This is a genomic window from Actinacidiphila sp. bgisy144 (genome assembly GCF_057708105.1).
Genome location: NZ_JBYIRM010000034.1, coordinates 73,858 through 89,462 on the forward strand (window position 1 = coordinate 73,858; position 15,605 = coordinate 89,462).

12 protein-coding genes are annotated in these 15,605 nt (G+C 72.9%); 11 read left to right on the forward strand and 1 reads right to left on the reverse strand.

Translation table 11 applies throughout. From position 1 onward, the window contains the following. The first annotated feature begins 577 nt into the window (after positions 1-577). The 3 genes from AC3EVP_RS30470 (at position 578) to AC3EVP_RS30480 (ending at position 6,406) form a co-directional block, all read left to right on the forward strand. Entirely contained in the window at positions 578-841 is a 264-nt protein-coding gene (locus AC3EVP_RS30470; RefSeq protein WP_031519519.1) for a WhiB family transcriptional regulator, read from the forward strand. 232 nt (positions 842-1,073) lie between these two features. After that, on the forward strand, positions 1,074-4,952 hold the full coding sequence (locus AC3EVP_RS30475) for a glycosyltransferase (protein WP_435135478.1): 3,879 nt from the start codon (positions 1,074-1,076) through the stop codon (positions 4,950-4,952). Further along, on the forward strand, positions 4,949-6,406 hold the full coding sequence (locus AC3EVP_RS30480) for a DUF5719 family protein (protein WP_435135480.1): 1,458 nt from the start codon (positions 4,949-4,951) through the stop codon (positions 6,404-6,406). Before AC3EVP_RS30475 ends, AC3EVP_RS30480 begins: the two co-directional genes overlap by 4 nt. A 92-nt stretch (positions 6,407-6,498) precedes the next feature. Here the strand turns inward: AC3EVP_RS30480 and AC3EVP_RS30485 are convergent, their stop codons facing one another. Beyond that, a complete protein-coding gene (locus AC3EVP_RS30485) occupies positions 6,499-6,951 on the reverse strand; it encodes a metallopeptidase family protein (protein WP_335971188.1) in 453 nt (150 codons plus the stop codon). A 352-nt stretch (positions 6,952-7,303) separates the two neighbouring features. On the opposite strand from AC3EVP_RS30485, the gene AC3EVP_RS30490 reads away from it, so the two are divergent. The 8 genes from AC3EVP_RS30490 to AC3EVP_RS30525 all read left to right on the forward strand — a co-directional run bounded on the left by AC3EVP_RS30490 (position 7,304) and on the right by AC3EVP_RS30525 (position 15,373). Beyond that, a complete protein-coding gene (locus tag AC3EVP_RS30490; protein ID WP_435135497.1) occupies positions 7,304-7,729 on the forward strand; it encodes a DUF3499 domain-containing protein in 426 nt (141 codons plus the stop codon). A 77-nt stretch (positions 7,730-7,806) separates the two neighbouring features. Then, positions 7,807-9,192: a phosphomannomutase/phosphoglucomutase gene (locus AC3EVP_RS30495; protein ID WP_435135482.1), complete on the forward strand. Its 1,386-nt coding sequence runs from the start codon at positions 7,807-7,809 to the stop codon at positions 9,190-9,192. Positions 9,193-9,410: 218 nt separating this feature from the next. Further along, on the forward strand, positions 9,411-9,590 hold the full coding sequence (locus AC3EVP_RS30500) for a Trm112 family protein (RefSeq protein ID WP_335971192.1): 180 nt from the start codon (positions 9,411-9,413) through the stop codon (positions 9,588-9,590). 35 nt (positions 9,591-9,625) lie between these two features. Then, on the forward strand, positions 9,626-10,750 hold the full coding sequence (locus tag AC3EVP_RS30505) for an SIS domain-containing protein (RefSeq protein ID WP_435135499.1): 1,125 nt from the start codon (positions 9,626-9,628) through the stop codon (positions 10,748-10,750). Between the two features lie 5 nt (positions 10,751-10,755). Beyond that, positions 10,756-11,982, forward strand: coding sequence for a mannose-6-phosphate isomerase, class I (manA, locus tag AC3EVP_RS30510; protein WP_435135484.1), 1,227 nt, complete (start codon positions 10,756-10,758; stop codon positions 11,980-11,982). Between the two features lie 27 nt (positions 11,983-12,009). Further along, positions 12,010-12,969, forward strand: a complete 960-nt coding sequence (locus AC3EVP_RS30515; RefSeq protein WP_335971196.1) for a cation diffusion facilitator family transporter — start codon at positions 12,010-12,012, stop codon at positions 12,967-12,969. A 226-nt stretch (positions 12,970-13,195) separates the two neighbouring features. Then, positions 13,196-14,647 carry an adenosylhomocysteinase gene (gene ahcY / locus AC3EVP_RS30520; RefSeq protein ID WP_335971199.1) on the forward strand — a complete coding sequence of 484 codons (1,452 nt, stop codon included), beginning with the start codon at positions 13,196-13,198 and terminating at the stop codon, positions 14,645-14,647. Between the two features lie 111 nt (positions 14,648-14,758). Beyond that, complete coding sequence (locus tag AC3EVP_RS30525; protein ID WP_435135487.1) at positions 14,759-15,373, forward strand: hypothetical protein; 615 nt, start codon at positions 14,759-14,761, stop codon at positions 15,371-15,373. Positions 15,374-15,605 lie beyond the last annotated feature (232 nt).

Genomic DNA, 15,605 nt, shown 5'->3' on the forward strand with positions numbered 1-15,605 from the left:
ACGCAGCAGGACTCGGGGCGGCGAGTCCGGAAGGGCGCGTGGTGCTCGGCGTGCATGGGGACAAGCAAATCGGTTCGAGCGGCGCCCTGTCAACCGAATGTCCGAAATGACCGATTGGTTTCCCCCGATCCGGTGGGCTCCGGTGGTGAAAGGTTTGTGTGTGGAGGGGTGCGGATAGGAGGTGGCGCAACCGTGCAGATCTGATGGGGATCTCCTTTCGGATCTGGGAAAACACGCGGCCCCGGTATGACCTTGTGCTCCTGTGATCGAAATGTGATTCCCGGTGCATCGCTCGAACGAGTGGAACGCCGCCCGTCACCGCAGCGTCTGGCGGGGTGTGAGCGTTTGGCCGGTGGGGCCACGGTTGACGGATGCGGTCATTCGGGCCGATATCAACACTATCTGTCACTCCTTGGTTCAGCGGAGTGAATAACGGGCTCAATAGCAGATCTCGGCTTGACTGGCCCGGATCGGCACACTTGTAATTTCACTCGTGTCGTTCTGCCGGACCGCCGGACATGACGGCAGGTACCACCACGGGGAACATCACGGGGAAGCACGACAGACAGGGGCGCGCATGACCGAGCAGTTCCAGTTGCTGCTGGCCGAGGAGGCCGACGAGGAACTCGGCTGGCAGGAGCGCGCGCTGTGTGCGCAGACCGACCCCGAATCCTTCTTCCCCGAAAAGGGCGGTTCCACCCGTGAGGCGAAGAAGGTCTGCCTCGCCTGTGAAGTCCGTTCCGACTGCCTTGAGTACGCCCTCGCCAACGACGAGCGCTTCGGCATCTGGGGCGGCCTGTCCGAGCGAGAGCGGCGCCGCCTGAAGAAGGGCGTCGTCTGACCCGCACCCCCGGCCGGCACCTCGCCGTCCCCCCGGCCGCCGCTTGCCCGCGGCCCCGCATCCGGCCCGTCTCCCGCGCCCTCCGGCACGGCAGGCGGGCCGCTGTTGTGCCTACGCCCGGACGGCCGCGCCGCTGCGAGCCGTTAGTGTGGGGGGCCGTCCGAGATGCATGCCCCGCCGCCGGCGGGTTGATGCGTCCACCGCAGTCCAGCGAACCGGGGCCCGAACCTCGATGTCCGTGAACAGCCCAGCATCGGCCGTCCATCCGTCCGGGACCCCTGAGTTCCCGCACCACGTCGTCACCGCCGTGCTCGTCGCGCACGACGGCGCGCGCTGGCTGCCCAAGGCCCTCCAGGGGCTGCTCGCGCAGGACCGCCCGGTCCAGGACGTCGTCGCCGCCGACACCGGCAGCGCCGACGACTCCGCCCGCCTGCTCGCCGAGTCCCTCGGCGACCAGCGGGTGCTGCACCTCGCCCGCCGTACCGGCTTCGGCGCCGCCGTCGACGAGGCCGTGCGCTCCACCACACCGCTGACCGCGGACGACCTGCCCTACCTCCGGCGCCGCACCAGCGGCTGGGACCCCGTCAACCGCACCTGGAACGACGACGCGTACGACGAACCCGCCCAGCCGCCGGCCGAACCCGTCCAGTGGCTGTGGCTGCTGCACGACGACTGCGAGCCGGAGCCCGGAGCGCTGGCCGCCCTCCTGCGCACCGTCGAGACCTCACCGTCCACCGTGATCGTCGGCCCCAAGCTGCGCAGCTGGTACGACCGCCGCCAACTCCTGGAGACCGGCGTCTCCATCGCCCGCAGCGGGCGCCGCTGGACCGGCCTGGAGCGCCGCGAGCAGGACCAGGGCCAGCACGACCAGGTCCGCCCCGTGCTGTCCGTCTCCTCCGCCGGAATGCTGGTGCGCCGCGACGTGTGGGAGGAACTCGGCGGCTTCGACCGCCGCCTGCCCCTCATGCGCGACGACGTCGACTTCTGCTGGCGCGCCAACGCCGCCGGCCACACCGTCCTGATCGCCCCCGACGCGATCATGCGGCACGCCGAGGCCGCCTCCCGCGAACGCCGTCCCGTCGACTGCGCCGGCCGCTCCGCGGTCAACCCGCACCGCGTCGACAAGGCCGGCGCCGTCTACACCCTCCTGGCCAACACCCGCGGCGCACTGCTGCCCTACGTCATGGTGCGGATAGTCGTCGGCACCCTGCTGCGGACCCTCGCCTACCTCGTCGGCAAGGTGCCCGGCCAGGCCGTCGACGAGATCGTCGGACTGCTCGGCATCCTGCTGCGGCCGGGGCGGGTGCTCGCCGCCCGGCGCCGGCGCGGCAGCGGCGCGGTGGCGCCCTCCGAACTGCGGCCGCTCTTCCCGCCGCCCGGCGCGACCGTCCGCGCCACCGTCGACCAGGTGGTCAGCAACTTCGCCGGCCGCGCCGACGCCTCCACCGCCGCGGCCGGCCGCCATGGCGGCGCCGTCGAGTCCGGGCCCGGCGACGACGACGGCGACTTCCTGGAGGTCGAGCAGTTCGCCCGGCTGAAGCGGATCGCCCGCAAACCCGGCCCCGTGCTCTTCGCCGTCCTGCTCGTCGTCTCCCTGGCCGCCTGCCGCGGCCTGCTCGGCGGCGGCTCGCTGGCCGGCGGCGCCCTGCTCCCCGCCGACCCCGGCGCCTCCGACCTGTGGTCCACCTACGCCGGCTCCTGGCACACGCTCGGCACCGGCGGCACCCAGGCCGCGCCCCCCTACATCGCGGTCCTCGCGCTCTTCGCCACCGTGCTGTTCGGCTCCACCGGCCTGACCCTGACGCTGTTCCTGGTCGCCTCCGTGCCGCTGGCCGGCATCGCCGCCTACTTCGCGTCCCGGCCGCTGGTCGAGTCCCGCCTGCTGCGCGCCTGGGCGTCGGTCGCCTACGCCTTCCTGCCCGCCGCGACCGGCGCCCTGGCCGGCGGCCGCCTCGGCACCGCCGTACTGGCGATCCTGCTGCCGCTCATGGCCCGCGCCGCCGTCTCCGCCGCGGGCCTGCAACTGACCGACTCCGCCATCGAGCGCGGCGCCCGCCCCGGCTGGCGCGCCACCTGGGCACTGGCCCTGATGCTCACCTTCACCACCGCCTTCACGCCCGTCACCTGGCCGATCGCCCTGGTGCTGGCCGCGGGCGCGATCGGCTGGCGCCTGGTGCGCCGCCAGCAGCAGCTCCTGGTGCCGCAACTGCTGCGCGCGGCCGCCCTGGTCGTCACCCCGCTGGTGCTGCTCGCCCCCTGGTCGCTGACCCTGCTCTCCCACCCGGGGCGCATGCTCGAGGAGGCGGGCCTGCCGTACTCCACGAAGACCGCCTCCGGGCTCGACCTGCTCCTGCTCAGCCCCGGCGGTCCCAAGGCGTCCGGCGGCTTCCTGCTGATCGGCGTCGTGCTCGCCGCGCTCGCCGCCCTGATGCGCGGCAGCCGCCGCCCCGCCATCGCCGTCGCCTGGGGCGCCGCCCTGACCGGCATGCTCTTCGCGGTCGTCGAGAACAGCAAGGACTGGGCCGGCCCCGCCACCCTGGTCTACGGCCTCGCGCTGCTGGCCGCCGCCGCGATCGGCGCCGAGGGCGCGAACGAGCGGATCGCCGCCAGTGGTTTCGGCTGGCGCCAGCCGGTCGCCGCCCTGATCGCCTTCGCCGCGGTCGCCGCCCCCCTGCTCGCCGCCTTCACCTGGATGATCGACGGCGCCGACGGCCCGCTCAAGCGCACCGACCCGACGCAGGTGCCCGCCTTCGTCGCGGAGGAGGCCACCACCTCCGACCAGCCCCGCACCCTGGTGATCGGCGGCACCCAGAGCCAGGTCCAGTACGCCATCGTGCGCGGCTCCGGCGTCCGGCTCGGCGACGCCGAACTCGCCGCCGAGGCACCCCACAACCGCGCCCTGGACAAGGTGGTGGCCAACCTCGTCGCGGGCTCGGGCGCCGACCAGGGCAGCCGGCTGGCCGGATACGCCGTGCGGTACGTCCTCGCGCCCAAGGGCGCGCCCAAGGCGTTCGGCAAGGTGCTCGACAGCACCCCGGGCCTGTCCCGGCTCAGCCAGTCCGACGGCACCGAGCTGTGGCAGGTCAACCAGAACGTCTCCCGCATCACCATCACCAGCAAGGGCGCCAAGCCCGTCGGCGTCCCCGCCGGCCGCATCCAGGCGCACACCAAGGTGCCCGCCGGCCCGTCCGGCCGCGTGCTGCGGATCGCCGACACCGCCAACTCGGGATGGCACGCGACCCTCGACGGCACCGCGCTCACCCCGGTCACCGTCGACGGCTGGGCCCAGGGCTTCGACCTGCCCGCCACCGGCGGCCGGCTGGACGTCACCTACAAGGAGCCGCTCACCCACATCGGCTGGCTCGGCATCCAGGCGCTGCTGCTGCTCGTCGTGATCGTGCTGGCGCTGCCGGGCCGCCGCCAGGAGATCGACGACGACCTCCCGGAGGCGGACGGCGTCACCACCGCCGACCTCCCCGGCCAGCCCCTCGGCGAGGGCCGCCGCGCCCGCCGCCTGCAAGCCGCCGCGGAAGCGGAGGCGGCCGAGGCAGCCGCCGCCGGCGCCACCGCGGCGCCGAACGCGCCCTCCGGCACCGAGCCGCCGGACACTGCCGCCGAGCCGCTCGAAGCCGGCATCCCTGCGCCCCGCGAAGAGGCCCAGGAGGCCCAGGACGGCGACTACGAGCAGGCGCCCGCCTATTCGGCCCCCGCCGGCGGGTACGACCCGTACGCGGCCGCTGAGGGCGCCGACGGCTACACCTACCAGGACACGGGCTACCAGGAAGGCGGCTACCAGGAGGGCGGCTACGCCGATCCCGCCTACGCGCAGGCCGCCCCCGGCTGGGAGAGCGCCCCGGCCGCCCAGCAGCCCTACCCGGCCGATCCCGCCGGATACGACCAGCAGGCGTACGGCGACGGCTACGGCTACCCCGCCCAGCCCGGCTACGACCCCTACGCGCCGCCGCAGCCCGCCCCGGACGGTCAGGCCCCCTACGACCAGGGCTACGGCGAGCAGCCCGACCAGGACGAGCAGGGCCGGCCCGGCTACCCCGACCCCGCGCCGTACTACGCAGACGGCGACCAGCGCCGTGATGGGAGCGAGTACCAGTGAACCGCAGCACCCTGTCCCTGGCCGGTGCCGTGGTCGCGCTCGCCGTCCTGACCGGCGCGGCCTCCATGACCGGGGGCGACGACTCCCACGCCGCCACCGCCGGCTCCTCCTCGCGCCTGCCGGTCCAGCGCAGCACCCTGCTGTGCCCGGAGCCGTCGACGTCGGAGTTCGCCGACACCACGTACACGTCCTTCACCCCGACCGGCAGCGGCACCTCCGGCGGCAAGGCCACCCTGGTGCCGGCCACCACGAAGCCCACCGCGCTCAAGCCGCTCACGTCCACCGGCAAGCCCGTCACGTCGAGCACCGACAAGTCGGACTCGCCCGCGCTGATCGGCACCGCGGACGGCGCCGTGGCACCCGGGTGGAGCGTGTCCCAGACGACCGTCGTGAGCGACGGACCCGGCCGCGGCCTGCTCGGCACCTCCTGCGTCGCCCCCGACAGCGAGTTCTGGTTCCCGGGCGCCAGCACCCAGGACGGCCGCCAGGACTACGTGCACCTGGTCAACCCCGACGACACCCCGGCCGTCGTCGACATCGACCTGTACAGCAAGGACGGCCAGCTCAAGGGCTCCACCGGCGACGGCATCACCGTGCCCGCGAAAAGCTCCAAGCCGGTGCTGCTGTCCACGCTCATCGCCGACAAGGTGCAGGACCTGACCGTGCACGTCGTCGCCCGCAGCGGCCGGGTCGGCGCCGCCGTGCAGGCCACCGACAACGCGGCGGGCACCGACTGGCTGTCGGCCGCCGCCCAGCCGGCCGGGGACCTCGTCATGCCCGGTATCCCCGCCGACGCCACCGACGTGCGCCTGATCACCTATGTGCCCGGCTCCGACGACGCCGACCTGACGCTGAAGCTCGCCACCCCCAGCGGCTCGATCACCCCGGCAGGCAACGAGACGCTGCACGTCAAGAGCGGCATGACCACCTCCGTCGACCTCGGCGACCTCACCAGGGGCGACGCCGGGTCGCTGATCATCGGTTCGAGCAGCTCGCACGACCCGGTGCCGGTGGTCGCCGGGCTGCGCATCACCCGCGGCAAGGGCAGCGACCAGGAGATCGCCTTCCTGCCCGCGACCGCCCCGATCGACCGGCAGGCATCCATCGCCGACAACCGCAGCAAGGGCTCCACACTCGCCCTGACCGCCACCGGCAAGGACGTCAGCGTCAAGATCACCTCGTCGGCGGGCTCCACGGCGGGTACCTCGGTCAGCAAGACCGTCACCGTCAAGGCGGGCACGACGGTGTCCACGGCCCCGCCGCAGCCCTCCGGCCTCAAGGGCGCCTACGCGGTGACCGTGCAGCGCCTGTCCGGAGGACAGTTGTACGCGTCGCGGATGCTCGCACTGCCCATGGACGGGGTGCCGATGTTCACGATCCAGCCGATGCCCGACGACCAGGGGCTGGTCGAGGTGCCGCAGGCCGCGGACGACCTGCGCGTCCTGGAACCCTAGGGTCCCCGGCCCCACTGGGTGTCACCCAGCGTCCCGGGGCACCGGCCGCCCTCGCCTCCAGGATGCGAATCCAGGGTGCGAGGGCGGCCGGCTCACTCCTCGCCGTACTTCGGATCGACGTTCTCCGGCGACAGCCCGAGCAGTTCGGCGACCTGCTCCACGACGACCTCGTGCACCAGCAGTGCGCGCTCGTCCCTGCCCTTGGCGCGGATCTCGACCGGGCGCCGGTAGACCACGATCCGGCTCGGCCGGTCCTTGGCCGCGCCGATCAGCCGCCCGAGCGGCACCGGGTCGCCATCGGACGCCGGGGTGTCCTGCGGCCAGGGCACGTCCTGCACGGCGAACTCCACGTCGGCCAGCTGCGGCCAGCGCCGCTCCAGCCGGTCAGCGGCATCCCGTACCAGGTCGTCGAAGGCGTCGGCCCGGCTGAGCGCGAGCGGCACCTGCGGGGGCGCGATGGGCCCGCGCATGCCGCGGCCGTGCCGGTCGCGGTGCCGCGGCCTGGGCGCGGGCTGGGGCGGGGGTGTGGGGGCCGAGCTGTCCATCATCGTGAGCCTAGCCCCCGACGCGGGCGCGCACAGCAGGGCGTCGCCTGCGTACCGCGCCCTGCCCGCCGTACGGCGCAGCGTCCGGGCAGCCTCCGCACCCCGCCCGCCAGGCGCGCGGCACCCGCCGCCGTGGCTGCTTGGCGCCTCCACCGAGCCGCCGCCGGGTTCGGATCGGGCCACAGAAGTGTCGGATATCCGCCACCTGACGTGCTGTGCCGCCCCGCCCGGCGCCGGCGGCCGCGGCGTTACTGTCGGTAGGCGCATTTGCTGCTCCGACGGTAGCCGCAGGTCAGCGTCGTACGTCCGGCGCGGCGGGCGGCAGGGGCCACGAGCGACACGACCGAGTGACCTGGCGGAGAGTCGTCGCGGCCCGCTCAAGAGTGCGGTACCGTCCAACCTCGTGAGCCCTGTACGTCGCTGTTCGCGCACCGCTTGCGGCCGTCCCGCCGTCGCGACACTGACGTACGTCTACGCGGACTCCACGGCCGTCCTCGGCCCGCTGGCCACCTACGCCGAACCCCACTGCTACGACCTGTGCTCGGAGCACTCCGAGCGGCTCACCGCCCCCCGCGGGTGGGAGGTCGTACGCCTGGCCACCGACACCGGTCCGGTCCGCCCCGTCGGCGACGACCTCGAAGCCCTCGCCAACGCGGTCCGGGAAGCGGCCCGCCCGCACCAACGCGGCCCGGGCGGCGCGGCCACCGCGCGCGACATCGACCCCGTGGAGGTCGCCCGGCGCGGGCACCTGCGGGTCCTGCGGTCGCCCGACCAGTAGCCCCGCCGGACCCGCGCGGCGTCTCGGATAGGTTGGTCGCGACCTGACCGCCCGGGACCGTAACGCAGAGGTGTGCAGTGCCCCAATCACCGGGTTCTCCGGCATCCCCCGACCTGTCGCAGATCGTCAAGGCGTACGACGTGCGCGGCGTCGTCCCCGACCAGTGGGACGAGTCGCTCGCCGAGGTCTTCGGCGCCGCCTTCGCCACGGTCACCGGCGCCTCCGCGCTCGTCGTCGGCCACGACATGCGGCCCTCGTCGCCGGGCCTGTCCCACGCCTTCGCGCGCGGGGCCGCCGCAAGGGGCGCGGACGTCACCGAGATCGGCCTGTGCTCCACGGACGAGCTGTACTTCGCCAGCGGCCGGCTGGACCTGCCGGGCGCGATGTTCACCGCGAGCCACAACCCCGCCCGCTACAACGGCATCAAGATGTGCCGGGCCGGTGCCGCGCCCGTCGGCCAGGACACCGGGCTCGCCGAGATCCGCGACCTGGCCGAGCAGTGGTCCGCGACCGGAGCGCCGCCGGCCGCCGCCACTCCAGGCATCATCACCGCGCGCGACGTCCTCGGCGACTACGCCGGGTTCCTGCGCTCGCTGGTCGACCTGTCCGGCATCCGCCCGCTGAAGGTCGTGGTGGACGCGGGGAACGGCATGGGCGGCCACACCGTGCCGACCGTCCTGGACGGCCTGCCGATCGACCTCGTGCCGATGTACTTCGAACTCGACGGCACCTTCCCCAACCACGAGGCCAACCCGCTCGACCCGAAGAACCTCGTAGACCTCCAGGCGAAGGTCCGCGAGACCGGGGCCGACCTCGGGCTCGCCTTCGACGGCGACGCCGACCGCTGCTTCGCGGTCGACGAGCGCGGCGAACCCGTCTCCCCCTCGGCGATCACCGCGCTGGTCGCCGTCCGCGAACTGGCCAAGCACCCGGGCGCCGCCGTCATCCACAACCTGATCACCTCCCGGTCGGTGCCCGAGGTCATCGCCGAACACGGCGGCACCGCGGTCCGCACCCGCGTCGGCCACTCGTTCATCAAGGAGCGGATGGCGCAGACCGGCGCCGTCTTCGGCGGCGAGCACTCCGCGCACTACTACTTCCGCGAGTTCTGGAACGCCGACACCGGCATGCTCGCCGCCCTCCACCTGCTGGCCGCCCTCGGCGCCCAGGACGGCCCGCTGTCCGCCCTCGTCGCGTCCTACGAGCGCTACGCGGGCTCCGGCGAGATCAACAGCACCGTCGCCGACCAGGCCGGGCGCACCGCCGCCGTGCGGGCCGCCTTCGCCGCCGAGGACGGCGTCTCCTTCGACGAACTCGACGGACTGACGGTCTCCACGCCCGCGTGGTGGTTCAACCTGCGCGCGTCCAACACCGAGCCGCTGCTGCGGCTCAACGTGGAAGCGCGCGATGACGCCGAGGTGGGGCGCCTGCGCGACCGGGTGCTCGCCATCGTCCGCGGCTGACGGCCAGGCGAAGGGCCGGGACCCTGCCCGGCCCTTCGGCAGGCGCGGCCCGTGCGGGTTGGTGCGCCGGCGGGCGACGGCCGGCGGGTCGTCCGTTGAGGGGTTGTCCGTTGACGGGTTGTCCACAGGCGGGTCGGCCCCGCCGCCGGGTACGGCGATAGGCTGAACCCGCAGGCCGCAACGGCCCCACACCGCCGCACCCCGCACGGAGGACCACCTTGCCGCTCGTCGAACCCAGCCTCCTGGAGATCCTCGCCTGCCCGGCATGCCACGCGCCCCTGCGCGAGGACGACGCCGCGGCCGAGCTGCTGTGCACGTCCGACGCCTGCGGCCTGGCCTACCCCGTGCGCGACGACATCCCCGTACTGCTCGTCGACGAGGCACGCCGTCCCGCCTGACCCAGGCCGAATCCGCACCCGACCGGGAGGTCGTGTTGTTCGACGAGTCGCTGTTGGAGGACCCCGACGCGCTCGCCCGCGCCGACGCCCACGGGCTGCTGCGCGGCGTCGCCGCGGCCGGAGCACGAGTACGCACCGCCCTGCGGCTCGCCGACGAAGCAGGCCTGGCCGACATGCGCCCCGACGGGCGGCCGCGCGCAGTGCTCCTCGCGGGCAGCGGTCCCGAGGCCGCCGCCGTCGCCGACCTGCTCGCGGCACTCGGCTCCGGGGCGGCCCCGGTCCAACTGCTCACCCCGACCGGCCCCAGACCGGAGCAGGCCCGCTGGACACTGCCCGGCTGGAGCGGCCCGCTCGACCTGCTCCTCCTGCTCAGCGAGCAGGGCACGGAGCAGGGCCTCACCGACCTCGTCGAGCAGGCATACCGCCGCGGCTGCACCGCCGTCGCCGTCGCCCCGGCCAAGACCCCGCTCGCCGAAGCCGTCGGACAGGTCCGCGGCATCGCCCTGCCCTTCGCCGGCCCGGTCGGCGCAGCCGCCGTACCCGCGGCCACCGACACCGGCGCCTTCTGGGCACTGCTCACCCCCGTGCTGGACCTCATCGGCCGGATCGGCCTGATCAGCGCGCCCGGCAGCGCCCTCGACGCCGTCGCCGACCGGCTCGACGAGATCGCCGCCCGCTGCGGACCCGCCGTCGCCACCTACACCAACCCCGCCAAGACCCTCGCCGCCGAACTCGACGGCTCCCTGCCCCTGCTGTGGAGCCAGGGTCCCGTCGCGGCGGCCGCAGCGCGCCGCTTCGGCACCGTCCTCGCCACTCTCGCCGGGCGCCCCGCGCTCGCCGCCGAACTGCCCGCCGCCCTCACCGCCCACGGCCCCCTGCAGGCAGGCGCCCACACCCTGGCCGGCGACCCCGACGACTTCTTCCGCGACCGGGTCGAGGACACCGAGACCCTGCGCCTGCGCATCGTCCTGCTCCAAGAAGCCCCCGACCAGCCAGGTTCCGCCGCGCCCGCCGCACGCGAGCAGGCATACGCCCACGACACCCCGCTCAGCGAGATCACCGCTCCCGGCGGCGCCCCGCTGGACACCGCCGCGGAACTCCTCGCCCTCACCGACTTCGCCGCCGCGTACCTGGCCGTCGCCTCGACCGAGAGACCCTGACCGGAATGAACCGCCTCACCAACACCATCCGCCCCTACGCCTGGGGCTCCACCACCGCCATCCCCGAACTCCTCGGCACCCCGCCCACCGGCGAACCCCAAGCCGAGATGTGGATGGGCGCCCACCCCGGCGCACCCTCGCGCATCGACCGCGGCCAAGGCCCCGTCGCCCTCGACACCGTCATCGACGCCGACCCGGCCGCCGAACTCGGCGAAGCCGCCGTCAAGCGCTTCGGACCGCGCCTGCCTTTCCTGTTCAAGGTCCTCGCCGCAGGCGCGCCCCTGTCCGTCCAGGTCCACCCCGACCTCGCCCAGGCCGCCTCCGGATACGCCGACGAGGAAGCCCGCGGGATTCCCCTCGACGCCCCGAACCGCAACTACAAGGACGCCAACCACAAGCCCGAGATGATCGTCGCGCTGTCCCCCTTCGACGGCCTGTGCGGCTTCCGCCATCCCGCCGAGGCCGCGGACCTCATCGACGCGCTCGGCGTCCCCGCCCTGACCCCCTACGTCGACATCCTGCGGGCCCAGCCGGAGGACCAGGCCCTGCGCGAGGTGCTGTCCGCCGTCCTCGGCGCAGAACCCGACGCCATGGCCGAGACCGTACGCGCCGCCACCGAAGCCGCCACCCGCCTGGCGCAGACCCCCGGCTCCGCGCACGCCGCCGCCTACGCCGCCTACGCCAAGGCCGCCCACAGCTTCCCCGGCGACCGCGGCGTCATCGCCGCGATGCTGCTCAACTACGTACGCCTGCAACCCGGCGAAGCGCTCTACCTGGGTGCCGGCATCCCGCACGCCTACCTCGACGGCCTCGGCGTCGAGATCATGGCCAACTCCGACAACGTGCTGCGCTGCGGCCTCACCCCCAAGCACATCGACGTACCCGAACTCATGCGCATCGTCCGCTTCGAGGCCGGCGACCCGGGCGTGCTGCGCCCCGAGGCCGGACCCGACGGCGAGGAGCTGTACCCGGCCCCCATCGACGAGTTCCGGCTCTCCCGCTACCTGCTCGCTCCCGGCGCCGACCCGCGCACCCTGCCGGCCGGCACCCCGCAGATCCTGCTGTGCACCAGCGGCCAGGTCCGCCTGCGCACCCTCGGACCCGCGCGGACCCCCGCCGCCGACGGCACCGAACTGACCCTCGCCCAGGGCGAGTCCGCCTACATCCCCGCCGGCGAGCACACCGAGCTCACCGGCCAGGGCACCCTGTTCCGCGCGACCGTGACCGTCTGACCCCGACCGAAGGGACACCCACCACCCATGAGCGCGTCAGGCGGCAGCAGGGCGATCATCGCGGCCCTCAGCGCCAACCTCGCGATCGCCCTCGCCAAGTTCGTCGCCTTCGCGTTCAGCGGGTCGTCCTCGATGCTCGCCGAAGGCGTGCACTCCGTGGCCGACTCCGGCAACCAGGCGCTCCTCCTCATCGGCGGCAAGAAGGCCAAGCGCGCCGCCAACGAGGAACACCCCTTCGGCTACGGCCGTGAGCGCTACATCTACGCCTTCCTCGTCTCGATCGTCCTGTTCTCCGTCGGCGGCATGTTCGCGCTCTACGAGGGCTACGAGAAGGTCAGCCACCCGCACCCCGTCGACCACTGGTACTGGCCGGTCGGCGTCCTCGTCTTCGCGATCATCGCCGAGGGCTCCTCCTTCCGCACCGCGATGAAGGAGTCCAACCACACCCGCGGCGACCTGTCCTGGGCCGAGTTCATCCGCCGCGCCAAGGCACCCGAACTCCCCGTCGTCCTGCTGGAGGACTTCGGCGCGCTGATCGGCCTCGCCCTGGCCCTGGCCGGCGTCGGTATCGCCATCGGCACCGGCAACGGCGTTTGGGACGGCGTCGGCACCCTGTGCATCGGAACCCTCCTCATCTGCATCGCACTCGTTCTCGCCGCCGAGACCAAGTCCCTGCTGATCGGTGAGGGCGCCAGCACCGACCTCGTCGCCCGCATCCGCGACTCCATCGCCGACGGCGACACCGTCACCGGCGTCATCCACATGCGCACCCTCCACCTCGGCCCCGAAGAACTCCTGGTCGCCGCCAAGATCGCCGTCGACCACGACGACACCGCCGCCCAGGTGGCCGCCGCCATCGACGCGGCCGAAGAGCGCATCCGCGCCGCCGTGCCCATCGCCCGGGTCATCTACCTCGAACCCGACATCTACAGCGCGGCCGCCGCGGCGGCGGGCCCCGACCCCGACCAGACGCCCGGCGGCCGCTGACCGCGAGGCCCTGCGGCAGACAGGCCGCCCGGTGTAGATTCATTCGTAGCCAGACGTCGCTGCTGATGGCGGTCGGGCGGTCAACGCACCACGACCGGCCGAGGGAGAGAGGGCCTCCGACGGATTGCGCTGCCAACGGGACAGGTGTGTCCGTAGCGCTCGACACGCCATACCGCGCGGTAGCGCCTGTCCAAGTCCACCTCGACCACCACGAGGAGCAGCCCGTATGACCACCACCGCCACCGACTTCAAGGTCGCGGACCTTTCTCTTGCCGCGTTCGGCCGCAAGGAGATCACCCTCGCCGAGCACGAGATGCCCGGCCTGATGTCGTTGCGCACCGAGTACGCCGCGGCCCAGCCGCTGGCCGGCGCCCGCATCACCGGCTCGCTGCACATGACCGTGCAGACCGCCGTCCTCATCGAGACCCTCGTCGCCCTCGGCGCGCAGGTTCGCTGGGCGTCCTGCAACATCTTCTCCACCCAGGACCACGCCGCCGCGGCCATCGCCGTCGGCCCCGAGGGCACCGTGGACAACCCGCAGGGTGTGCCCGTCTTCGCCTGGAAGGGCGAAAGCCTCGAAGAGTACTGGTGGTGCACCGAGCAGGCCCTGACCTGGCCGAACACCCCCACCGGCGGCCCCAACATGATCCTGGACGACGGCGGCGACGCCACGCTCCTGGTGCACAAGGGCGTCGAGTTCGAGAAGGCCGGCGCGGTCCCGGCCACCACCGCCGATGACAGCGAGGAGTACGGCCACATCCTCGACCTGCTGCGCCGCACCCTCGCCGCGAGCCCGCAGAAGTGGACCCAGCTCGCCTCCGAGATCCGCGGCGTCACCGAGGAGACCACCACCGGCGTCCACCGCCTGTACGAGATGCAGCAGGACGGCACGCTGCTCTTCCCGGCGATCAACGTCAACGACGCGGTCACCAAGTCGAAGTTCGACAACAAGTACGGCTGCCGCCACTCGCTCGTCGACGGCATCAACCGCGCCACCGACGTCCTCATCGGCGGCAAGGTCGCAGTGGTCTGCGGCTACGGGGACGTCGGCAAGGGCTGCGCCGAGTCGCTGCGCGGCCAGGGCGCCCGCGTCATCATCACCGAGATCGACCCGATCTGCGCCCTCCAGGCCGCGATGGACGGATACCAGGTCGCCACCCTCGACGACGTCGTCGAGACCGCCGACATCTTCGTCACCACCACCGGCAACCGCGACATCATCATGGCCTCCGACATGGCCCGGATGAAGCACCAGGCGATCGTCGGCAACATCGGCCACTTCGACAACGAGATCGACATGGCCGGCCTCGCCAAGATCCCCGGCATCGTCAAGGACGAGGTCAAGCCGCAGGTCCACACCTGGACCTTCCCCGAGGGCAAGACCCTCATCGTCCTCTCCGAGGGCCGCCTGCTGAACCTCGGCAACGCGACCGGCCACCCCTCCTTCGTGATGTCCAACTCCTTCACGGACCAGACGCTGGCCCAGATCGAGCTGTTCACGAAGCCCGAGGAGTACCCGATCGGCGTCTACGTGCTCCCGAAGCACCTCGACGAGAAGGTCGCCCGCCTCCACCTGGACGCGCTCGGCGTCAAGCTCACCACGCTCCGCCCCGAGCAGGCGTCCTACATCGGCGTCAAGGTCGAAGGCCCCTACAAGCCGGACCACTACCGCTACTGACCGGTGCGGTCGCGCGCCCGCGCGGCCGACCGAGCGGCCTGAAGATCCACCGCGCACCGGCCCCCGTCTCGCCCGCGAGGCGGGGGCCTTGCCAGACCCCGGAACCGAACGATGCCCCGCGGCCGATACTCCTTCTACGACACGCATGACCACACTCCCCTCGGTGCAGAGCACTTCCACTGCGCCACCGGCCCTTCCGGCTGGCGCTACACCGCGCAGACCACCACGCCCGAAGGCGCGCACGCGGGATCGATCGACCTCACCGTCGACGACCTGGGCCGTCCCATCCGCCTGGAGTTGCACGCGGCGGCATGGCAGGTCCGCGCCGCCGCACTGGACGGCGTCACCTGGGTCAGGACGGACCCGTCGGGCGAGCACGCGCAAGAAGGAAACGCGCCCGCGCACGCGTTCACCGGCGTATCGCCGGCGTTCCTGATCGCCACCGCGCGGCTGCTCCGCCTCGAACCGGGCGGCCCGGCCATGCGCGTACGTCTCGTGTCATTCCAGGCTCCCGTCCTCGCACCGCTCACCGTCGACCAGTCGTGGTCGCTCCTCACCAGGACAGCACACTCCACGGACAGCGGTTTGCTGCCTGTGGACAACTTCCGCGTGGACGACCTCGCCACCGGCGACCAGCACGACGTCCACATCGCCGGCGACGTGGTCCTCGCGGCGCCGGGCGTCGAGCTGGAGGACCTCGACACGCCCCCGTCCAGCTTTGGCTGATTTGACGCTCACCTGGGTGGGATGTAGGTTTGAACGGTTGTCGCGAACCGGACTTGTCCGGGGTGAGCGCGAGAACCTGCTACCTCGCTCGTCGAGGGCACCAACATCCGTCCGAGAGAAATCTTGAGTCGGGTACGCGTGTCTGCGAAAGGCGGGTGGTAATTCCGACCGGAAAGCATCTGCTAAGGTTGGAACACAACGAAGGGAAAGTCCGGAGGGGCCCCGAAAGGGC

Excerpts from the sequence above, each read along its gene's own strand:
- AC3EVP_RS30470 (WP_031519519.1), top strand. The coding sequence starts at position 578 with ATGACCGAGCAGTTCCAGTTGCTGCTGGCCGAGGAGGCCGACGAGGAA.
- AC3EVP_RS30475 (WP_435135478.1), top strand. The coding sequence starts at position 1,074 with ATGTCCGTGAACAGCCCAGCATCGGCCGTCCATCCGTCCGGGACCCCT.
- AC3EVP_RS30485 (WP_335971188.1), bottom strand. The coding sequence starts at position 6,951 with ATGGACAGCTCGGCCCCCACACCCCCGCCCCAGCCCGCGCCCAGGCCG.
- manA (WP_435135484.1), top strand. The coding sequence starts at position 10,756 with ATGAACCGCCTCACCAACACCATCCGCCCCTACGCCTGGGGCTCCACC.
- AC3EVP_RS30515 (WP_335971196.1), top strand. The coding sequence starts at position 12,010 with ATGAGCGCGTCAGGCGGCAGCAGGGCGATCATCGCGGCCCTCAGCGCC.
- ahcY (WP_335971199.1), top strand. The coding sequence starts at position 13,196 with ATGACCACCACCGCCACCGACTTCAAGGTCGCGGACCTTTCTCTTGCC.
- AC3EVP_RS30525 (WP_435135487.1), top strand. The coding sequence starts at position 14,759 with ATGCCCCGCGGCCGATACTCCTTCTACGACACGCATGACCACACTCCC.